Below are 21,502 nucleotides of genomic sequence, written 5' to 3'. Positions count from 1 at the left end.
TTGCGTCGTATCGGGGCAAGAACCTTCACTGAGGTCTTCGAGGCCATTGGATCAATCTGCGATCTCTATGACCCAGAAGAGTGCTGGAACTACTTCAACGCTGCCGAATATATATCAAGTTAAGATCGAAACGCTTTAAAGGCAAGGATCGCCACTGATGGATGGGGCAAGCAATTCCTCGACCACCGCAATGCGGACGGGACGTGGGGCAGTGATTTCTATCAGCCAAAATGGACCAGCACACACTACACCTTGCTGACATTGTGCAATCTGGGCTTCCCGTCCGATCACGCGAAGATACGAAAAACCATCGCCGAAATCGCACCTATGATGATCGCCGGTGACGGCGGGATTGGCACGTCCCGCGGGCTCAACAAAAGCGATGTTTGCGTCAATGGCATGTATCTGAATTACGCCAGCCATTTCAGGGCGCCACAATCACAGCTGACATCGGTTGTGGATTTCCTGCTGGCCGAACGAATGCATGACGGCGGCTTCAACTGCATGCGCAACCGGTCCGGCGCGCATCACAGCTCGGTGCATTCAACCTTGTCAGTTCTGGAAGGGATCAAAAGCTACCTGAAAAATGGCTATCAGCATCAAAACGCAGCGTTGCAGGAGGCCGCCAAAACGGCCCGAGAGTTCCTGCTGATACACAGGCTCTACAAATCCGACCGGACAGGGCGGATCATCCACCCTGCTTTCCTGACATTCGCCGTCCCGGCCTATTGGCGCTACAACATCCTGCGTGCGCTCGACTATTTCCAAAGCGTGGGCCACCCTTACGACACGCGCATGGCCGACGCATTAGACGAAATCATCAAGAAGCGGACCCGTGACGGACAATGGCGCCGTATGGCGGCCCACCCGGGCCAAGTGTTCTTCACGATGGAGGCGCCGCGAAAACCCAGCCGCTGGGTGACGCTCATGGCAATGCGTGTCCTGCAAGCCTATCCACAAGCTGCGATGGGTTGAAACCTATCTTACATCGTAGGACCATTTGCTTGCCGGAGCATTACCGTTTCGTAAGATGGGTCTTGACCCATCCTACTCTGCCGCCTCCACAGCACCGTCCGCTTCCAGTTCCGACGCCTTCTTCTCCACCTGCTCAACGATATGTTCGATCATATCGTCATTCGACTGCTTGTGGCTCTGCTTGCCTGCCAGATAGACCATGCCTGACCCGGCCCCGCCACCGGTGAAACCGACATCGGTCATCAAAGCCTCACCGGGCCCATTGACGACGCAGCCGATGATCGACAGCGACATCGGCGTCTTGATATGCTCCAGCCGCTTTTCCAGCGCCTCGACCGTCTTGATCACGTCAAACCCCTGTCGGGCACAGGACGGGCAGGAAATGATGTTCACACCACGATGACGTAAACCCAGCGATTTCAGGATCTCATAGCCAACCTTCACCTCTTCCACCGGATCGGCGGACAGGCTGACGCGGATCGTATCACCGATTCCCATCCACAAGAGGTTGCCCAAACCAATGGCCGATTTGATCGTGCCCGATGTCAGCCCCCCAGCCTCCGTAATCCCCAGATGAATGGGGGCATCCGTCGCCTCGGCCAATTGCTGATAGGCAGCAGCAGCCATGAACACATCCGACGCCTTGCAGGAAATCTTGAACTCGTGGAAATCATTGTCCTGCAAGATCTTGATATGGTCGAGGCCACTTTCCACCATCGCATCCGGACAAGGCTCACCATATTTGTCCAGCAGATGCTTTTCCAGCGACCCGGCATTCACGCCGATGCGGATCGAACAATTATGGTCACGGGCGGCCTTGATGACCTCTTTCACCCGCTTCTCATCGCCGATATTGCCCGGATTGATGCGCAGGCAGGCGGCACCCGCCTCTGCCGCCTCAATCCCGCGCTTATAGTGAAAATGAATATCCGCCACGATCGGCACGGACACTTCGGGAACAATCTGCTTGAGCGCCGCACTCGACGCCTCGTCCGGCACCGAAATCCGCACGATATCCGCACCTGCATCCGCCGCCGCCTGCACCTGCGCAATCGTGGCCTTCACATCCGTCGTCAGGGTATTGGTCATCGTCTGCACGGTAATCGGCGCATCCCCGCCGACAGGCACGTTTCCGACCATGATCTGACGGGATTTCCGGCGATAGATATTCCGCCAGGGACGGATATGGTTCAGGGACATCAGGTCAGTTCCGACTGCAATGGCTATGCCGCCAACCTAGTCAGCAATGGGACAGGCAGCAAGTCGGCCCGGGTGCGATTATTCGTCCGCCTGCACTTCGGCGACATTCACGATCTCGGCCAGATCATCGTCAGCGGTCAGGTCCGCCACGGTATATGCAGCCGTCAGGCTTTCCGGCGTCAGGCTGACATTTGACGTCACCACACCGCGGTCGCCCACCGGTCCGTAATGCACGCCGTTCACCGCGAAATACATCGCCCCGCTTTCACCGACACGCAGTGTGGCGGGTTCCTCGGTCGCTGGCACGACAAAGTTCTGGCCCGGCTCCATCACACCTTCAAAAATCACGGTGCCATCAGCCGCGCGCACGCGCACCCAAGCCGGGCGGACAGCAACCAACTGGACCTCCGGCACGGGCGGCTCAACCACTTGCACCGGTGGGGCTGCACGTTCAGGCAAAGCAGCATTCGCAAAATTCACCGCAGGTTCAGTGCGGACGTCTGGCACCAGCGCGCCAATACTGCCGGGCGCCAATGTGGAGATCGGCGCATCGCGGGCGACCAGAACCGGCACATCCAGCGCCTGCGGACGATAAAGACGATCCAGTGCCTCGGCGGACGGGGCATCGAACCCGGCCAGCGCATCACTTGTTTGTATGGCGTTTGAGGCACCGGCAAGCGGATCAAGATCAGACACAACAACCGGTGTCTGCTCAACCGGCGCAAACTGCACTTTCTGGACTTCCTGCAGGACGGTCCAGCCACCATAGCCCAAACCACCGATCAACGCGATCAGCACCAGAACCGACCCGATGGCACGCGGTTCGATCTGCGACAGCACGGCCTCACCCGCCGGAATGAAGGGGGTCGACGATTCGGAAAAGATGTTCTTGCCCAAGGGGCCAACAGCCGGTTCACCCGATTTCGGCTTCAGCGATGACGCCTGCGCCGACATCCCATGCGCCGTGGCAAACCCGCTTTCCTTGCAAAAGGTTGCAAAGGTCTCATCAGGGTCCATGTTCAGGTAACGGGCATAAGACCGCACGTAACCCGCAATAAATCCTGGGGTATCAAAAGCAGAAGGATCGGCGTTTTCAATCGCCGCAATATAAGAGGCCTTGATCTTCAGCTCGCGCTGAACATCCAGCAGGCTCTTGCCCATCGTTGCGCGTTCGCCGCGCATAACGTCGCCCAAACGAAGCTCGTAGTCGTCAAACCCTTTGGCCTGCCCGCCATCAGCTGCGTCATCGCGCCTGAAGCTCTTCCCGATCATCGACTGTCCCGTCGCTTACTGCCCCCAGGCACCCGCAAACCGAATCAAATCGTCGTGAATACCTGTGAAACCAATAACATATCCACAGGGATCATGCACATCGTGAAAAAGTGTTAACCGGCCAGATCAGCACGATTAAGCGCACAGTGTGACCAAAGACCATCCAACGCCCCCACCAGCGCGTCCATTTCGCGCGGGCCATGAACCGGCGACGGGGTAAAGCGCAAACGTTCCGTCCCGCGCGGTACGGTTGGGAAATTGATCGGCTGAACATAGATGCCGTAGTCGGTCAGCAGCATGTCCGACAATTGCTTGGTATGCACAGGATCACCCACAATCAGCGGCACGATATGGCTGCCATGGTCAATGATCGGCAGGCCAAGCCCCTTCAAACGCAGCTTGAGGATCTTCGCTTGTGTCTGATGTTGCGCGCGCAACGCCTGATCCGTTTTCAGATGGGCAACAGAGGCCGCAGCACCCGCCGCGACAGCAGGCGGCAGCGACGTGGTAAAGATAAAGCCCGGCGCATAAGACCTTATCGCATCACACATTTTTGCAGATGCGGCGATATAGCCACCCATCACACCATATGCCTTGGCCAGGGTCCCATTGATGATATCAATCCGGCCCATCAGCCCATCACGCTCGGCCACGCCGGCCCCGCGCGGGCCATACATGCCCACCGCATGCACCTCATCAATGTAAGTCAGCGCACCAAACTCATCCGCCAGATCGCAGATCTCTTTGATCGGCCCAAAATCGCCATCCATCGAATAAATCGACTCGAACGCGATCAGTTTGGGCGCGGCGGGATCATCGGCTTCCAGAAGCTCACGCAGATGGTCCAGATCGTTATGGCGGAAAATCCGCTTTGCCCCGCCATTGCGACGGACGCCTTCGATCATCGATGCATGGTTCAGCGCATCGGAATAAATAATCAGTCCGGGGAACAGCTTGGGCAGCGTACTTAACGTGGCGTCATTGGCGATATAGGCGCTGGTGAACAGCAACGCGGCTTCCTTGCGATGCAGATCAGCCAGTTCTGCTTCCAACCGCTTGTGATAAACGGTGGTGCCGGAAATGTTGCGGGTTCCACCCGAACCGGCGCCAGTGGCATCAATCGCCTCATGCATCGCTGCCAGAACAACGGGGTGCTGGCCCATACCCAGATAGTCATTACCGCACCACACCGTCACCGGCTGTTCGGAGCCGTCAGGCTTGCGCCATGTGGCATGGGGAAACTGGCCGCGCTTGCGCTCAATATCGATAAATGTCCGATAGCGGCCTTCGTCATGCAAACGGGCAATCGCGGCATCCAGTTGGGCGGTATAATCCACTGGGTATTCCTTCTTCCTCGTTACAAAGACAGCCCCACAGAGCCAAACTTTGAATCGTTCTAATGGTCATATAGGGCCAAATCCCCACGGGCAATACGCTACAAACTGTCGCCCTGCGTCATCAAAATGTGACAACCAGACTACGCCAGCCATGATCTGGATCAAGTCAGGGATGCCCTACCCGCCAGCCCACGGGTAAACCGCTTCAAAGTAGGCATCAGCAGCCTCGCGCAGCCGTGCCTGCCCACCGTGCCGGGCAAGCTCTGCTTCCAAGTCATCGTAACCTGGTAAATCCGGATGGGTCTGTGCTTGCGCGATCGGCATACCGGTGGCCATCATATCGCTCATCAGTTGGTACCGATGCAGATGGATGCCCACAGCTTTTTCCAGGGTTTGGCCCATTTCAGGCAACCCAATCTGCTCCACCGCCTGGCGCAGCTCCCAGCCGCGAAATGGCGGCGTCTCACCAAAGCTGTCTAGATGCGCAAGGCCCTGATCACCCAGCATGGTCTCGGCCAGGGCGAGTGGTCCAATGGCGAACCCCTCCGGCTCAAGCAGCACGTCACCCGCCTCTCGCTTTGATTGGGCGAAATCGCGCACGGTCGCGTAATACGCGGCATTCGCGGGCCGCGCGGCATGCCGCACGATAATCTCGGGAACGCCCAGGGCCTCCTGCCGGTCGCGTTCGATCTGACGCGCGATCTCGGCATCAATCTCTGCCGCCGTGGCGCCGGGCCCAAGACGGGCGGCGACATTGGCGCGCCGCTCTTCAAGGAATCGCTTTTGCAGATTATCGGTATTGTTGCGAAAGAGTGGTTTCAGCAGACCAACCAGAACCCCACCAACAATGCCACACGCTATCGCAAAGGCCAGACGTTCTCGCCCGCCAAAGACGTCATAAACCCAGATGTCCCAATATTCCTGCCACATGTCCCGTTCCCCCTGCGGCCTTCCCTTGGGCGTCAGACGTAGCAGAGCATCACGACTTGGCAAAGCCGCCACGCCTTTTGGATTGACCCTCGCGGCAATCCTGCCACCCTGCGCGCAAATCAGACCAAACAGGTGACCCATGACACTCGACCCCGTCCTCGCCCGCATCGACGCCGATCTGCCGCAGGCCACTGACCGGCTGCTGGACCTCTTGCGCATCCCGTCCATCTCCACCGACCCGGCCTACAAGGACAAATGCGATCAGGCGGCGGACTGGCTGGTCGCTGACCTGCAATCCATCGGATTCGACGCCTCCAAACGGCCCACACCGGGGCACCCCATGGTCGTGGCGCATTCCGGTGGCGACGGGCCGCATATCCTCTTCTACGGGCATTACGACGTGCAACCGGTGGACCCCTTGAACCTCTGGGACCGCGACCCGTTCGATCCGCAAATCGAAGACACAGCCAACGGCAAGGTCATCCGGGGGCGCGGCTCATCCGACGACAAAGGGCAGTTGATGACCTTTGTCGAAGCCTGCCGCGCCTGGAAGGCCGAACATGGCAAACTCCCCGCCAACATCACCATCTTCTTTGAGGGGGAAGAGGAATCAGGCTCCCCCTCCCTCACCCCCTTCATGGAAGAAAACGCCGATGAACTGACCGCCGACATCGCCCTGATCTGCGACACAGGCCTTTACGGCGACAGCACACCGGCGATCATCACGCAGCTACGCGGGCTGCTGGGCGAAGAACTCACCATCACCGGCCCCAACAAGGACCTGCATTCGGGCATGTATGGCGGCCTCGCCATGAACCCGGCGCGTGTCCTTGCACGGATCATCGCCAGTCTGCATGACGACACAGGGCGGATCACCGTCCCCGATTTCTACGACGGCGTGCCCGAACTCTCCAACGAACTCGCCGCCGTATGGGACGACCTGAAATTCGACGAAAAGCATTTCCTTGGCGAAGTCGGGCTCTCCGAACCCGCCGGTGAAAAGGGGCGGCGCCCGCTGGAAATGATCTGGTCGCGCCCAACATGCGAGGTCAACGGGATGTGGTCCGGCTATACCGGCAACGGCTTCAAAACCGTCCTACCCAGCGAAGCGCATGCCAAAATAAGCTTCCGCCTGGTCGGCACCCAAGACCCGCTGAAAATCCGCGAAAACTTCCGCAAGATGGTGCAGGACATGCTGCCACCCGACTGCTCAGTCGCATTCAGCGACCACGGGGCCAGCGCCGCCGGGCAAATGACCACATCACACCCCGCCTTCGATCAGGCGCGCAAGGCGCTCTCCGACGAATGGCCCAACGCGGCGGCCTATGTCGGCTGCGGCGGCTCGATCCCCATCGCGGGTCATTTCAAGGACATTCTCAACATGGACGCCATGCTGATCGGCTTCGGCAAGGACGACGACCAGATCCACTCACCCAACGAAAAATACGACCTGTCGTCGTTTCACAAGGGCATCAGAAGCTGGGCGCGGATCCTGCATGCAATGACGGACAGCACCAAATAACCACCCGCTATCACGATTGCTGACAATAATATCGGACCGCCTGACCAAATGGATTCACGACAATGATCAGACCGCCGGGCTGTGGCACCCATTCCACCCGGAACCGGGCACCGCTCGCTGTATCGGTGAAATCGGCAAACTGGTTTTCGCCGGAGAAGGTGTAATAGGCCGTCGGCGTCTGCAGGTCTCCAGTGACCCATGTGTTGCTGCCCTGCCCACCGATGACGGAGATATCGCCGTTCACGCTGCCGACAATGCCTGTCCCGCCAATCGTTTCAAGCGTTGCGCGCAGCAACCCTTGCTGCCCTTCGATATCGCAGACATAGCGCACCTGCGTAACCTGCGCCGTCGCAGCACTACCAAAGCCAAGAATGATCGAAAAAATGAGAATGAAGCGTCTCATAACCACCTCCAAAAAACTGAAATCAATGAAGGCAGTATAACATATCGTGGGATTTCCACGAAATCCGTACAGGATGAATTGGAGAAATGGCGCGGTTGACGGGGCTCGAACCCGCGACCCCCGGCGTGACAGGCCGGTACTCTAACCAGCTGAGCTACAACCGCGCGTGAGGGGCGGCATAATCCGGCTTTGCTGGGCCGTCAACGGAAAATCACGCAGGCAGAGAAACTTTTGTGGGCATGGGGGAACGGGCAGACGGCAAAGCACTCACAGACCCGACAAACTGGCCCCGGCGCAAAGGACCCCTTGCGATCATCATGACAAGAAAAGCGGTGGCTTGCTTGTCGTCAGTGAGCCAACCAAACCGTGAATGGCCTGCACGTTGCCTATGACCTGCAGCATTGGAGAAAGGCATGGCCAACAATCAGAGCGGTTCCAGTAGGCTCAAATTGACATCTGAAGGATTCCTCTAGACCGTCAGAATGACAATGATCGGCCAGAGAAGAGCATGTTGATTGCTGATCGAAGCTCTTTGATTGTGGAGGGAATAGTGCTTTCTGACGAAGACATTGAATATGAAGAAAAAGAGTTTGCCAGAACAATTACGAGCCTGGAGCGCCAAAGAATTTGGACGCCATTGTTCTTCCTAGGATTTACTGCACTCCTTGTCTGGCTAAAGACCGGAAAGATCATCGGACAAACTGACTCAATATCAGAGGCATACGGTGTCGCAGTGCTTTTTTTTCTGTACGTAGTTTTCACCGAACTAACGAATATTAAGATCATGCTTATCAAAGCCCAAAGAAGGGATCGACGGCGGGAGTTACTAAGACAGACAAGAGAAAACTAGACAGCCGAATGTTGCTCTGCGACCCCATAGTCAGAGGACCTCACCAATAAGAAACATTTGGAATTGATCGAGCTGACATAGCATCACATAGATCGTCACGCAGTAAGCTATTGATTTATTTGAAAAAAATGGCGCGGTTGACGGGGCTCGAACCCGCGACCCCCGGCGTGACAGGCCGGTACTCTAACCAACTGAGCTACAACCGCGCATCTGTTTGCCCGGCCACCAGGCCGGAACACCCTGCTTCTAGGTGGCGGACCGGATCAGGTCAAGCGCTCAAAACAGCAAAAAGCTGACGTTAGGGCAACCTGCACCACTGCCACAATTCAACACCATTATGTCGCAAAAAATGCGGCAAGGGCGCACAAATTAACCACGTTACCCAGTCAAACTGCCCCTGCCGCAGACCATCACAGTCTTTTTGTTACCTATTGATTATCACCACGCGGAACGCAGACAGAAACCAATAAATAATGCAGGCCCATCTTTGACACGACCCCACGCGATTGCTGAAGCCTTTTGTCATGAAGTGACCATATATGACGTGTTTTTCGGCAAATTCACCCTCAGTCTTTCACGCTTCGTGAAAATGATCACCGATCCAAGGGGCCTTGTTTTTCTGGCGCTGGGATGTGTGCTGCTGTTTGCCGCCGATCCCAATAATGTACGGGTCAATCTGGGGCCGATACTTGCCCTGCTGATCTGGATCGGCTCTGTCGCGCTTTATGTGAGCACGATTTTTGCGATGATCGCGCTGTTTTCGTTCACACAGCACCATTTCGGCCCCTACCCGATCTACACGCCAGTCACATCGACCATCGGCCTGCTGCTGGTCTTTGTCTGTGCAAGGGCCGCCATTTCATTCATCACCGGTGATCCACCGCCCGATAACGCGGCGCCCTTGTTTTTCAACCTTTTGATCGCGGGCATGATGCTTGAGACATTGTTCATTCGCTTTGCCATGCCGGGCATCTTTGCGGATGAAAACAAGCCGCGCCACAGCCCCGATGTAATCCGGATCGGTGATCAGCAGTTCCCGGTCCAACGGATCAGGCACATGGCCGCGCAAGAGCATTATATCAACATCGCCGGACCGACAGGTACGGTGCTGGTGCGGGCGCGGCTCAGGGATGCGGTAGCGCAAACAACGCCCGAGCAGGGCCTGCAGCCGCACCGGTCATGGTGGGTGTCAACAGCAGCCAAACCCAAGCTGGGCCACCAAAACGGCAAGCCCATCCTACAATTGGACGACGACACGATTGTACCCATCGCCAAAGCGCGGATGGATGATGTACAACGCTGGATCAACCTGCATGGCGACTGGTAACTACCTGTCGGGCAACGGAATAAACTCTTCATCATCATTGGGCGGCAACTGAAACCGACCATTTTGCCAGTCGCCCGCGCGCCAGGCCTCCTTGGCTTCCTCGATCCGCTCCTTGCTTGAAGCGACGAAGTTCCACCAGATATACCGCTCACCCTCCAGCGTCGCCCCACCCAGCAGCATGACACGCGCCCCTTGCGGTCCGGCCTTCATACTGACGCGGTCGCCGGGGCGAAACACCATCATGCGCCCGGCATCGTAATCCTCGCCGGCAATGGTCACGCTGCCTTCCAACACATAAGCCCCGCGATCCTCGTGATCATCCGGCATGGGCAGGGCCGCCCCAGGCTCCAGGATCGCATCAAGATAAAACATCTCCGAAGGGGTCTCGACGGGCGCGCGACTGCCATAGGCATCGCCCATGATCAGGCGCACCTGCTTGCCTTCACCATCCATCAGCGGCAGATCAGCCTTGGGCGCATGGATAAACGCGGCCTCGCGATCCTCGGCCCCTTTGGGCAGGGCAATCCATGTCTGGATGCCGAACAGGCTTTGCGGCTTTTCGCGCGCCTCACCATCCATGCGTTCGGAATGAGTAATGCCGTGACCGGCAATCATCAGGTTCATCGCCCCCGGCTCGATCCACTGATCGGTGCCCAGGCTATCGCGGTGATGGATCGCACCGCGATGCAGATAGGTCACCGTCGCTAGCCCAATATGCGGATGCGGGCGCACATCAATGCCCTGCCCGGTCACAAACTCAGCCGGTCCCATCTGGTCAAAGAAAATGAACGGGCCGACCATCTGGCGACGCGGGGCCGGCAAGGCACGGCGCACCTCGAACCCGCCCAGATCACGGGCGCGGGGAACGATTACGGTCTCAATGGCATCCACGGCATCGTCGGTCGGGCAATGCGGGTCGAGGGCTGGATTCCAACTCATCAGGACTCTCCTTTCAGGGTTACTGAAAAGATAGGGCAGCAGCACCGCAATGAAAACCAAAGCCGCGCACATCACATCTGCATGAAAAGAGAGAGGAATGGTGGGTGATGAGAGGCTCGAACTCCCGACATCTTCCGTGTAAAGGAAGCGCTCTACCAACTGAGCTAATCACCCGATCCCGCGTCGTTTAGACCAGCGGCGCATGCAGTGCAAGCCTCATTCCAACAGGGTCTGCACACCGTCTTTCAAATGGTAAACACAGCCCTGCCCGCCACTCAACGCGGACACGGTCAAGGCAGGGTCACGGGTGACCAGCGACCGGATCATGCGGCTGGTGATCCCATGGGTGACCAGCACGGCCGGCCCGTCCAGATCGGCCAGAAACGCGCGGCAGCGGGCCTCAAGCCGGGCAAACCCTTCGCCATTGGGGGCGATATCGTATTGCGCCAGAAATGGATCCGGGGCCTCCGGCGTCGGCAAACCATCACGCAGCAGGCCGGACCAGTCACCAACGCCGATCTCGCGCAACCGGTCATCAGTGCGGACATGGCGCGCCACACGGGCTAGCGCGATGCCCGCCGTCTGCACGGCACGGCCCTGCGGACTGGTCAGAAATATGAACCCCGTCAAATCGCGCCATTGCAGGATTTCGCCTTGCCGGGCGGCGTCCATCTCACCCTTGGGGGTCAGCGGCGAATTCAACTCGCCCTGCATCCGGTTCTCGGCATTCCACTCGGTCTCGCCGTGGCGCAGCACGTAAAGCTCTGGATGTGACATCGGGGACCCCCGCCAAGGAAAAGCGCGCCACAATGGGCGCGCCGGAAAATAATGGTGGGTGATAAGAGATTTGAACTCCTGACATCTTCGATGTGAACGAAGCGCTCTACCACTGAGCTAATCACCCGTTGAGGGATGATTTAGTCGCCATCGTCCGTTGCTGCAAGCCCAGATTGCGCGGCACGTGTGGCATCTTTCTGGGTCCGCAGCTTGAGCGTCATGACCTGCGCCCCACCTTCCAGATCCTTGCTGCGCACCACCCGCAGCTTGCCCAGGGGCGGCAGGTTCACATCCTCTCCCGCGGCGAGCGCTTCACCCAGCACCGCAAGTGCTGTTTCGATAGCCGGTTTGGCATCGCGCTTCTTCACATCGGTCCGGGCAATGACCCGCTCCAGAAACTCCGGCTTCTTTAGCTGAGCCGCTGCCGGTTTCTCGGTGGCGGCGGGTGCCGTGGCACCGCCCTTTGCTTTGCTTTTCAATGCCATCACAAATCCTCGCTTTGCTGCAGCCTAGCGTGTCGGCGGCAGTGTTCCCACAGCTAAATACGATCCGGCATCGGTAGAATCGAAAAGGCGCGCCCGGATCGGACGCGCCTTCTTGCGATTATGTTCGGGGGCTTAATGCGCCCGCGCCGCCTCACCTTCCGAACCGGATTTCAGGGCAGCCGCTGCCGCTTCTTCTGCGGCCTCGTCCCATTCGATCGCCTCAGGCTTGCGGACCAGCGCATGTTCCAGCACCTCTGACACGTGTTTAACAGGGATGATCGTCAGCCCCTCTTTCACGTTATCGGGGATTTCCGGCAGGTCTTTGGCGTTGTCCTGCGGGATCAGAACGGTCGTGATACCGCCCCGCAATGCGGCCAGCAGTTTCTCCTTCAAACCACCAATCGGCATCGCGTTCCCGCGCAACGACACTTCGCCTGTCATGGCGATATCCTTGCGGACCGGGATCTGCGTCAGCACCGACACGATGGATGTGACCATCGCCAGTCCGGCGGAGGGGCCATCCTTCGGCGTCGCCCCATCCGGCACGTGAACGTGGATATCCAGCGTGTCGAATTTCGGCGGCTTCACCCCGATCTCCGGCGCAATCGAACGGACATAAGAAGACGCCGCATCAATCGACTCCTTCATCACATCGCCCAGCTTACCGGTTGTCTTCATCCGGCCTTTGCCCGGCAGGCGCAGCGCCTCGATGTTGAGCAACTCACCACCCACCGATGTCCAGGCCAGACCGGTGACAACACCAACCTGATCCTCTTCCTCGGCCAGACCAAAGCGATGCTTTTCCACGCCAAGGAAGTCAGACAGGTTTTCCGCATTCACTTCAATGCGTTCCGCCTCTTTCTTCACAAGCTTGGTCACCGCCTTGCGGGCCACCTTGGCCAGTTCGCGCTCCATGTTCCGGACGCCAGCCTCTCGGGTATAGACCTGCACAATCGCTGTCAGCGCATCATCGGCAACGTTGAACTCCTTGTCGCGCAGCCCGTGGTTTTTCATGACCTTGGGCAGCAGGTGCTGCTTGGCAATCTCGACCTTTTCATCCTCGGTGTAACCCGACAGCGAAATGATCTCCATCCGGTCCAGCAAAGGCCCCGGCATGTTGTAGCTGTTCGCCGTGGTCAGGAACATCACGTTCGACAGGTCATATTCGACCTCCAGATAGTGATCGACGAATGTCGAATTCTGCTCCGGATCCAGCACCTCAAGCATCGCCGACGCCGGATCACCCCGGAAATCCTGACCCATCTTGTCGATCTCATCGAGCAGGATCAGCGGGTTCGTCGTCTTTGCCTTTTTCAGCGCCTGAATGATTTTGCCGGGCATCGACCCGATATAGGTCCGACGGTGACCGCGGATCTCGCTTTCATCGCGCACACCACCGAGGGAAATGCGGATAAACTCGCGCCCCGTGGCCTTGGCAACAGACTTGCCAAGTGATGTCTTACCAACCCCCGGAGGGCCGACAAGGCACATGATCGGGCCTTTCAGCTTGCGCGAACGCTGCTGCACGGCCAGATATTCGACAATCCGTTCCTTGACCTTCTCAAGCCCGTAATGGTCGTTGTCCAAAACCTCCTGCGCATTGGCGAGGTTCTTTTTCGTGCGCGATTTCACGCCCCAAGGAACCCCCAGAACCCAATCCAGATAGTTGCGCACAACTGTGGCTTCCGCCGACATCGGCGACATGTTTTTGAGCTTCTTCAGCTCCGCATCGACCTTTTCACGGGCTTCCTTGGACAGCTTGGTTTCAGCGATCTTGGCTTCCAGTTCGGCGACCTCGTTCTGGCCTTCCTCACCATCACCCAATTCCTTCTGAATGGCCTTCATCTGCTCATTCAGATAATATTCCCGCTGGGTCCGCTCCATCTGTGTTTTCACACGGGTCTTGATCTTCTTCTCAACCTGCAGAACAGACATTTCGCCCTGCATCAAGCCAAACACTTTTTCCAAACGCTCGGACACAGACAGGGTTTCAAGCAGGCCCTGCTTCTGATCAACTTCAATGCCCAGATGCCCGGCCACAAGGTCGGCCAGTTTCGCAGGCTCGGTCGCCTCACCCACGGCGGCCATCGCCTCTTCGGGGATGTTTTTCTTGATCTTGGCGTAACGCTCAAACTCGGCTGATACGTTCCGTACCAGCGCCTCAACCTCGGTATTCTCGCCGGGGATTTCGGTCAGATATTCGGCGGAGGCTTCAAAGAACTGGTCATTCTCGATGAACTTGGTGATGCGCACACGGCTGCGACCCTCGACCAGCACCTTCACGGTGCCATCGGGCAGTTTCAGCAGTTGCAGCACATTGGCCAGCACACCGGCCTTATAGATACCTTCCTGATCAGGATCGTCCTGACCGGGGTCAACCTGACTGGACAGCAGTATCTGCTTGTCGTCCTGCATCACCTCTTCAAGGGCGCGGACCGACTTTTCCCGGCCCACAAACAGCGGCACGATCATATGTGGAAACACCACGATATCGCGCAACGGCAGGACGGGATAGGATGAACTCAACGGTTCTTGCATGCTCTTTTCCTTTTTTGGCAAGACGCACCGGTCCCGCTTGGCGGCAACATGGGGCATCTCCTCTTGGCATCAACATGTGGGGTTGATTGAAATACGTTTCAACCAGACATGCGCGTGGCGTTTTGCGCAGAGTGCCTGCCCTTCGTCTGCTCCGCAAGTAAACAAACATCAAAAGGTGAACGTTTGGCAGAAATCGGGGCGGTTTATCGCAGGTATTTGACGAAAACCCAAAGAATTGAGGCGGCCAGTGTAGCACCAACCGCCCCATATCGTTGAAAATAACAGCTACTCAACACACCGTTACACGTGAGTGATAATGCATTGACCATGCGTCAGGCGGCGGCAAAACGTTAGGTCAGGAAATCCTGACCACGCCCAAATTCTTGCACAATCCAGAGGTATGCGCAGGGCATGTCCGAACTGATCTATCGCCAAAGGCGGCGGTTCATCCTGATCGCCCTGCTGACCTGCCTGCCAATGACGGGCATGGTGATCTACTCGGCCTATCTGTCGATGCGTTTCGCATCATTTTCCTACTTTCTGTCCGAACCCGGAATGCTTTTGTGGATGTATCTGTTCTATGCGTTGATGATCAGCGCGATGAACGCAGCGATCCTGTTTTTTCCCGCGCTGCTGATCGTCTTTGCCCCGCGTTGGCGCGGCATTATAGAAGGGGCCACTTTCGGCATCGGCCTTGCCTTCCTGATCGCTTGGATCGTCGACCTGTTTGACCAAAATTCGCTTATCGCTCAATCCAGATGGCTGCTTACATGGGTCATATTCCTTGCCGCAATGTATTTTCGCGTGCATGACCGCATCCTGCCAAAACTCCGCTACAAGGCGCGCGTCAGCTATCGCTCCAGAAAACCGATCGCGCAGCTCTGGGCGGAACTGGTCCCAATCCCTGAACATACCGACCAACATTGGAATGTGGCCTTGGTCGACATCACCGCCGATCCCGACGATCCGGCAAAGCTACACGCTGTCTATGACCTGCCGAAATGCCAGTTGCACCAGACCATGCAGATCAGGCAAAGCAACGCTCCTGTTCGTTTCGCCTATCGCTATGAAAACGCCCCGATCAAAAATGCACACGCGACAGGCGGCACTTACGCGGTCCGGATCGAAGATCTGGATTTCACCCGCAAGGTCACGCTTGAATTAATCACCGACAAACTGCCCTTCAGCCAGTGGATGGGGCATTGGTTCGGCGACGTTCTGGGGGATCAGGCCGATTATCTGGTGACACAGGAAACCGGCAAGCGGGACTACACCACCACCGGTGCCATCATGCGCAAAGCCGCAGGCCGTCAAACGGGTTCAATATCGCCCAGCGCACGCGCGGCGTGAAAATCCGCCTCCCACTCCGCAAACCGGCCCGCAGCAATGGCATCACGCATCCCCTGCATGATCTCCTGAAAATAATGCAGATTATGCCAGGTCAGCAACATGCCCGAGATCATCTCCTGCGCCCGGAACACATGATGCAGATAGGCGCGGGAATAGCTGGTACAGGCCGGACAGCTGCAAGCCTCATCCAGCGGGCGGGGGTCATCGGCATGGCGCGCATTCTTGATATTGACCACACCGCGGCGGGTAAACACCTGCCCCGTCCGGCCAGAGCGTGAGGGCAGCACGCAATCCATCATATCAATACCGCGCTTGACCGCGCCCACGATATCGTCAGGCTTGCCCACCCCCATCAGGTAACGGGGCTTGTCCACGGGCAACTGATCGGGCGCAAAATCCAGACAGCCGAACATCGCCTCCTGCCCTTCACCCACGGCCAGACCACCAATGGCATAGCCATCGAACTCAATCGCACGCAGCGCCTCAGCGGATTGCGCACGCAAATCCTCCTCAAGGCCCCCCTGCTGAATTCCGAACAAGGCATGACCAGGGCGATCACCAAACGCATCCCGCGACCGCTGCGCCCAGCGCATCGACAATTCCATGCTCTCGGCAATACGCTTCCTGTCCGCAGGCAAGGCCGGACATTCATCAAAACACATTACAATATCGGACCCCAGCAAGCGCTGGATCTCCATCGACCGCTCCGGCGTCAGATGATGGCGCGACCCGTCGATATGGCTTTTGAAGGTCACCCCCTCCTCGGTCAGCTTGCGCAGATCCGACAAGGACATCACCTGAAACCCGCCACTATCGGTCAGGATCGGCTTGTCCCAATTCATGAACTTGTGCAGACCACCCAAACGGTCAATCCGCTCCGCCGTAGGGCGCAGCATCAGATGATAGGTATTGCCCAGCAGAATATCGGCCCCCGTCGCCGCCACACTCTCGGGCAGCATCGCCTTGACCGTGGCAGCCGTCCCCACAGGCATGAAGGCCGGCGTACGGATATCACCACGCGGCGTCGAAATCACCCCGGTACGGGCCTTGCCGTCAGTGGCGTTCAACGAAAATGAGATTGCTTTTGTCATGGCCCCTCTTCCCTGATCCGTGCAACTTTGCCAAGAGCATCCTGCCAGAACGTCGCATCAAACCGGAAAGCCAGGCCCATCCCTTACAACCGCCATTTCCTGACGGCCACCGGCATCGTCGCCACGCTTGTTCTGGCGCATAGCATGCTATCCTTCGCCCTGCCCCTTCTGGCACTAGACATCAGCGGCACGGGCACAGGGCTGGCCCTGATCAAAGGGGCGGGGTTCATCCCCAACATCCTCTTCGCCGTCTTCGTCGGGGTCATCAACGACCGGATGCGCAAGGCCACGGGGTTCCGGCTCTACACCCTCCTGCTCGCCGCCTCCTGCGCGATCCTCTGGGCGATGATGCTGGCAGACCGGGTCAATATCGCCAGCCTCGTCATTTTCGTGATCTTCCTCAACGCCGTGGGCTACGCGCTGGGAAACCTGCAATTCACCCTGCTCCGGCTGACAGTCCCCGACGACCGGTTAAGCGACGCCACCGCCCTGAACAGCGCCATCAACGCCACCATCACAACCATCGGGCCCGCCGTCGGTGGCTTTACATTGCTGACGCTGGGCAGCACCGGGCTCGTCGGGATTGTCACGCTCATCCTGCTGGCCAATGCGGTCGCGGCCTTCACCGTCAACCCCGACGAAACATTGCCGCCCCCCAGCCCGTTCTGGCCATCCTTGCGCGAAGGGTTCGCCGTATTCGCCAAAAACCGGGAACTTGTGATGATGACCATCGCCGTCATCCTGACCAACGCCGCAGCAGGCGCATTCATCGTCGGGCTTCTGCTCAAGCTCAAGACGCAGCTGGGGGCCAATGATTTCGAAACCGGTCTGGTGGTTGCGGCCGCCGGCGTGGGGTCGGTCATCGCCGCTACCTACGCACCAAGGATCCGGCGCCATATCGGCTATCGGGCGGCCTTCTTCTGGCCGATCTGGCTTTTGGCTCTACTCAGCCTCGCCACCGCCGCCGCACCCACGCTCCTGATCCTTTTCATCATCAGCTTTCTCGAAGGGGCGGTGTCCATCTTCTACGACATCGGCATCTGGTCCTACCGGCAGGAAAGCACGGCCGCGGCGCATATGGGGCGGGTCGCCGGGATCACAGGGGCGATCTTCAAACTTGGCATGCCGCCGGTGATCTTCCTTGCCGGATGGCTTGCCGATGCAGATGCGCTGACAAGCGTCTTCCTTCTGTCCACCGGCCTTTTCGTCGGTGCGGCCCTCTTCCTCAGCCTTGTGGCGGGCTGGGGCCTGCCACGCCGGGCCACCTTTACCAAAGCCTGAACGCCCCCAGCGGGTCCTCGACTAATCCCAGGGGATCACCACCGTCACCCCTTGCCCGCGCGTAAACATCGTCGCGCGGTTCAGCCAGACCACCACAACCGCAGCCAATGCAAAGAACCACGTGTCATAAGGCTGCGCATCCGGCCACAGCGGATTATTCAGCTGGAAATGAAACAGCAGTGGCAACAGGATACTGCCCCGCGCGGCGTTGAACATCGGCGTGATGATGAGGCTTAGCGACACGGCCCCGATAATGAACGGGGTAAAGCTCCAGGCGCTTTGCGGCGTGCCCGACAATAGGAAGGCAGGCAGATGCCAAACACCCCAGACAATGCCCAACAGCACCCCGGCCCAGATCGGAGCCATCCGGCGCTGCAACAAAGGCAAGGCCAGACCGCGCCAGCCGATCTCCTCCATCGGACCAAGGATCAGCATGAAGCCCATCGCCACCAGAAACGGGGCCGGTCCGTCAAACGGAAACGCCCAAGGCGCACCTTTCACCGCGGCCCCGGCGGCAAACAATAGCGGAATGCCCAGCAGCAAAAACGCATACCACCACCACGAACACCGCCACAGGAACAGACGTGACAGGAAACGGCCCAGCCCGGCCAACCCGCCACGGATCACGACCAGCAGCATGGCCGCAATCGCCGGGGCATAAACCGCCAGAATAAACAGCGGATGTGCAGCGCTCACCTCGCCAAAGATCCGCACCATGGCGTCTGTGTAAACCAAAAGAAGACCAACAGCGCCCCATGCCAGACCAAAGGCGATCAGCAGGAACGGCAACAGCGCCTCGAACGGCACAGCGGGCGCGGTGTCGGTTGAACGAACAGGCATCATGACATGCATCTCCCCTCATGTTTTCGCCATGCATCTTACCCGAACCGCAACCGGACCGGTTGAGGCAAATCAACCGCACCCGTCCGTTGAAACCCCACGGCGGCAGGACGCACCACTTGCCAAGACCATGCCGACAGGTCAGCCTGACCAGCATGAACAGCCCATCGCCAGCCGACACACAGGTCAGCGCTGAGGATGCCGTCAAACGGATCGGCGAACTGACCAGAAACACCAGAACCACGTGGTTTTCACTGCTGGGTGTGCTGCTTTTCGTGGGCATCACCCTGCTCGGGTTCCAGCACATCGATTTCTACGGCTACGGGCGGCAAACGAACCTCCCCCTGATCGGTGTGTCGGTCCCAACGCGGTTCTTCTTTCTGACGGCACCGCTACTGGTGGCGGCCAACTTTATCTACTTCCACCTCTACCTGATCCGGCTGTGGGATGCGCTGGGGGACGCACCAGCCAAGGTAGACGGCATGCCCTTGGGCCAGGCCATTCCACCTTGGCTGATCACCGATGCCGCACTCTGGCTACGCAACCGGATGCGGCAAGACGGCTGCACAGACGCCCGCCCGCTCGAAGGAGTGACAGCGATCCTGAACTTTGCCCTGACATGGGGGTTAGGTTTGCTGGTCGGGGCCATATCATGGTGGCTGTCGGCGGTGGCGCGGGACGGCATGATGACCGGACTTGCGGCCCTGGCCCTATCGGGGATGATCCTGACGGCGATGACAAGCCTTGTGGCCCTGTGGCACCGGATGGTCAGCAACCGGGCACCGGGGCAGCCATTGCTCGCCACCGCAATGGCCGTGGTGACCGTGGCCTGTCTGGCAGCACCCAGCTATTTCCGCACGGTAGAACCGGCACCCTGGACTGCAGAAACCGAATGGCTGAACGTCTGGAACGAAGAAACCGGGCAGATGGAGCAGCAACAAATCGCGGTCCCTGAATTCGCCGACAGGGACACCGATCTGTGGGAACGGTTCTGGACGCTCGCGGAAATCAACCTCGAAGGGGAAAACATCGTCGAACGCCCGGCCAACTGGCTGCCCTACGATCTGGTGCGCACTGATTACGAACGGCAATGGTGCGTCCGCGAGGCGATCAGCAACTGCGATCTGACCGGCGAGGATCTGGACAGGCTCAGCGATGAATTCTGGGACAGGCAGGACTCAGCAATGGCGCTTCTGCAACGCCCGGACTGGCACCTGCCCGGACGCAAAAAGCCCGACTTCCGCGGCGCAAACCTGCGCGAAACCTTTATAGCCGACATCGATCTTGCAGGGGCACGGCTGCAAGGCGCAGACCTCAGCGAAGCAGACCTGCGGGGGGCCGATCTCAGCGGCGCCAACCTGCAATGGGCCGAAGTGGAAGAGGCCGAAATGCAAGGCACCGACCTGGCAGAAGCAGCGTTACAATGGGCCGACCTCGGCGAAGCCAAATTGCAGGAGGCGGACATTGAACAAGCAAACCTACAGATGGCCTCGCTGCCGGGGGCATCCCTGCAAGGCGCTTCGCTAAAGGCTGCGACCGCGCAAATGGCAAACCTGAGGGGCGCAAACCTTCAGAGGGCAGACTTCACCGGCGCTGAACTGCAAGCAGCAAATTTTCGCGACGCCCCAATGCAAGATACAGAACTTGGCTTGGCCAAATTGCTGGGCGCAAATCTCAGCAAAGCGGGGTTGGAAGGGGCCAACCTCGGTCTGGCGGATCTGCAATTGGCCAATTTGGACGGGGCCAATCTGCAACATGCAGACCTTTACGCGGCAAACATGGCTGGCGCGCAGCTGGTGACCGCTTTGCTTCAAGACGCCAATCTCAGTGGTGCCAAGCTGACGGATGCAAATCTTGATCGCGCCCAATTCGAAAACACAAGACTAGACGGGTCAACCATGTCAGGCGCGAATTTAAGTTACTCATTTATTCAAGGCGTTTCCATTAAACCTTTTGATATCTTGCGTTCAGAATTCGGCATTGGGTGGCCGCAAACAGACATCCTGCAACATTTCCATTCCTTCAATGGCACGATCAACAACGGGGGCGCTGTCAGGGATGTTGATTTGACGCAAGACACGGTTCTGTCCCAACTTGATTGGCGAAACGCCTTTTTGGATGCCAGCGTTGTCGGGCAAGAAGGCTTGTTGGACGCCATGAAACTGACGTCCCGGCCGTGCCAATGGGCAGATGAAAAACTGGACGACGTCGCCTTTTACGGCCGCTGGCGCGGATGGCTTGATCTGAACCCGGACCCGACAAGTGAAATTGTGTACCATTGGACGGGGCTGGTTCCAACAGCGTGGAAAGACGTGACCCCAATTCCACCGCCACCCGGCTGCACCTGGGCCACTGGCACGCTGCCATCAAACCCCTAACAATACC

Annotated in this window: 18 protein-coding genes and 4 tRNA genes; 7 read left to right on the top strand and 15 right to left on the bottom strand. The window is 58.3% G+C overall.

The window, feature by feature from the left end:
* Positions 1-252 precede the first annotated feature (252 nt).
* Positions 253-975, top strand: coding sequence for a hypothetical protein (locus ACFWW2_RS03405; protein WP_393926165.1), 723 nt, complete (start codon positions 253-255; stop codon positions 973-975).
* 72 nt (positions 976-1,047) lie between these two features.
* Here ACFWW2_RS03405 and ispG read toward each other — a convergent pair whose 3' ends face one another.
* From ispG to ACFWW2_RS03385, 4 genes are all read right to left on the bottom strand, one after another.
* On the bottom strand, positions 1,048-2,175 hold the full coding sequence (ispG, locus tag ACFWW2_RS03400; RefSeq protein ID WP_393926163.1) for a flavodoxin-dependent (E)-4-hydroxy-3-methylbut-2-enyl-diphosphate synthase: 1,128 nt from the start codon (positions 2,173-2,175) through the stop codon (positions 1,048-1,050).
* A gap of 78 nt (positions 2,176-2,253) precedes the next feature.
* Positions 2,254-3,447: a helix-turn-helix domain-containing protein gene (locus ACFWW2_RS03395; RefSeq protein WP_393926161.1), complete on the bottom strand. Its 1,194-nt coding sequence runs from the start codon at positions 3,445-3,447 to the stop codon at positions 2,254-2,256.
* Between the two features lie 113 nt (positions 3,448-3,560).
* Complete coding sequence (hemA, locus tag ACFWW2_RS03390; RefSeq protein ID WP_393926159.1) at positions 3,561-4,784, bottom strand: 5-aminolevulinate synthase; 1,224 nt, start codon at positions 4,782-4,784, stop codon at positions 3,561-3,563.
* 177 nt (positions 4,785-4,961) lie between these two features.
* Positions 4,962-5,714 carry a hypothetical protein gene (locus tag ACFWW2_RS03385; protein WP_393926157.1) on the bottom strand — a complete coding sequence of 251 codons (753 nt, stop codon included), beginning with the start codon at positions 5,712-5,714 and terminating at the stop codon, positions 4,962-4,964.
* Between the two features lie 139 nt (positions 5,715-5,853).
* Between ACFWW2_RS03385 and ACFWW2_RS03380 the strand changes: the two genes are divergently transcribed.
* Positions 5,854-7,236 carry a M20/M25/M40 family metallo-hydrolase gene (locus ACFWW2_RS03380; protein WP_393926156.1) on the top strand — a complete coding sequence of 461 codons (1,383 nt, stop codon included), beginning with the start codon at positions 5,854-5,856 and terminating at the stop codon, positions 7,234-7,236.
* A gap of 10 nt (positions 7,237-7,246) precedes the next feature.
* On the opposite strand, the gene ACFWW2_RS03375 is transcribed toward ACFWW2_RS03380, so the two are convergent.
* Both ACFWW2_RS03375 and ACFWW2_RS03370 read right to left on the bottom strand, forming a co-directional pair.
* Positions 7,247-7,639, bottom strand: a complete 393-nt coding sequence (locus ACFWW2_RS03375) for a hypothetical protein (protein WP_393926154.1) — start codon at positions 7,637-7,639, stop codon at positions 7,247-7,249.
* Positions 7,640-7,726: 87 nt separating this feature from the next.
* Positions 7,727-7,803: transfer RNA gene (locus ACFWW2_RS03370), tRNA-Asp, on the bottom strand.
* Positions 7,804-8,147: 344 nt separating this feature from the next.
* On the opposite strand from ACFWW2_RS03370, the gene ACFWW2_RS03365 reads away from it, so the two are divergent.
* Entirely contained in the window at positions 8,148-8,489 is a 342-nt protein-coding gene (locus ACFWW2_RS03365; protein ID WP_393926152.1) for a hypothetical protein, read from the top strand.
* Positions 8,490-8,618: 129 nt separating this feature from the next.
* Here ACFWW2_RS03365 and ACFWW2_RS03360 read toward each other — a convergent pair.
* Positions 8,619-8,695, bottom strand: a tRNA-Asp gene (locus ACFWW2_RS03360).
* Between the two features lie 323 nt (positions 8,696-9,018).
* Here ACFWW2_RS03360 and ACFWW2_RS03355 point away from each other — a divergent pair.
* Positions 9,019-9,816, top strand: a complete 798-nt coding sequence (locus ACFWW2_RS03355) for a LytTR family DNA-binding domain-containing protein (protein ID WP_393926150.1) — start codon at positions 9,019-9,021, stop codon at positions 9,814-9,816.
* Here ACFWW2_RS03355 and ACFWW2_RS03350 read toward each other — a convergent pair whose 3' ends face one another.
* The 6 genes from ACFWW2_RS03350 to lon all read right to left on the bottom strand — a co-directional run bounded on the left by ACFWW2_RS03350 (position 9,817) and on the right by lon (position 14,555).
* Positions 9,817-10,755, bottom strand: coding sequence for a pirin family protein (locus ACFWW2_RS03350; RefSeq protein ID WP_393926149.1), 939 nt, complete (start codon positions 10,753-10,755; stop codon positions 9,817-9,819).
* A gap of 98 nt (positions 10,756-10,853) precedes the next feature.
* Positions 10,854-10,929, bottom strand: a tRNA-Val gene (locus ACFWW2_RS03345).
* Between the two features lie 42 nt (positions 10,930-10,971).
* Positions 10,972-11,532 (bottom strand): histidine phosphatase family protein, encoded by a 561-nt coding sequence (locus ACFWW2_RS03340; protein WP_393926147.1) that lies wholly within the window; start codon positions 11,530-11,532, stop codon positions 10,972-10,974.
* A gap of 52 nt (positions 11,533-11,584) precedes the next feature.
* Positions 11,585-11,659, bottom strand: a tRNA-Val gene (locus ACFWW2_RS03335).
* Between the two features lie 13 nt (positions 11,660-11,672).
* Positions 11,673-12,017: an HU family DNA-binding protein gene (locus ACFWW2_RS03330; protein WP_393926145.1), complete on the bottom strand. Its 345-nt coding sequence runs from the start codon at positions 12,015-12,017 to the stop codon at positions 11,673-11,675.
* Positions 12,018-12,149: 132 nt separating this feature from the next.
* On the bottom strand, positions 12,150-14,555 hold the full coding sequence (gene lon / locus ACFWW2_RS03325; protein ID WP_393926143.1) for an endopeptidase La: 2,406 nt from the start codon (positions 14,553-14,555) through the stop codon (positions 12,150-12,152).
* A gap of 411 nt (positions 14,556-14,966) precedes the next feature.
* Between lon and ACFWW2_RS03320 the strand changes: the two genes are divergently transcribed.
* The gene (locus tag ACFWW2_RS03320; RefSeq protein WP_393926141.1) at positions 14,967-15,905 is read left to right on the top strand and encodes a hypothetical protein; all 939 of its coding nucleotides are present in this window, start codon (positions 14,967-14,969) and stop codon (positions 15,903-15,905) included.
* Here ACFWW2_RS03320 and tgt read toward each other — a convergent pair.
* Positions 15,866-16,996, bottom strand: a complete 1,131-nt coding sequence (tgt, locus tag ACFWW2_RS03315) for a tRNA guanosine(34) transglycosylase Tgt (RefSeq protein WP_393926139.1) — start codon at positions 16,994-16,996, stop codon at positions 15,866-15,868. The genes ACFWW2_RS03320 and tgt overlap by 40 nt on opposite strands.
* 27 nt (positions 16,997-17,023) lie before the next feature.
* On the opposite strand from tgt, the gene ACFWW2_RS03310 reads away from it, so the two are divergent.
* On the top strand, positions 17,024-18,277 hold the full coding sequence (locus tag ACFWW2_RS03310) for an MFS transporter (RefSeq protein ID WP_393926137.1): 1,254 nt from the start codon (positions 17,024-17,026) through the stop codon (positions 18,275-18,277).
* Between the two features lie 21 nt (positions 18,278-18,298).
* On the opposite strand, the gene ACFWW2_RS03305 is transcribed toward ACFWW2_RS03310, so the two are convergent.
* Positions 18,299-19,117 carry a CPBP family intramembrane glutamic endopeptidase gene (locus ACFWW2_RS03305; RefSeq protein ID WP_393926135.1) on the bottom strand — a complete coding sequence of 273 codons (819 nt, stop codon included), beginning with the start codon at positions 19,115-19,117 and terminating at the stop codon, positions 18,299-18,301.
* A 155-nt stretch (positions 19,118-19,272) separates the two neighbouring features.
* Between ACFWW2_RS03305 and ACFWW2_RS03300 the strand changes: the two genes are divergently transcribed.
* Entirely contained in the window at positions 19,273-21,495 is a 2,223-nt protein-coding gene (locus tag ACFWW2_RS03300) for a pentapeptide repeat-containing protein (protein WP_393926133.1), read from the top strand.
* Positions 21,496-21,502 lie beyond the last annotated feature (7 nt).

This window comes from Yoonia sp. R2-816, assembly GCF_046762905.1.
In the GTDB taxonomy this organism is placed as follows: Bacteria; Pseudomonadota; Alphaproteobacteria; order Rhodobacterales; family Rhodobacteraceae; genus Yoonia.
Note: the sequence above shows the minus strand (reverse complement) of the source record. Positions and strands in the feature narration are given on the sequence as shown.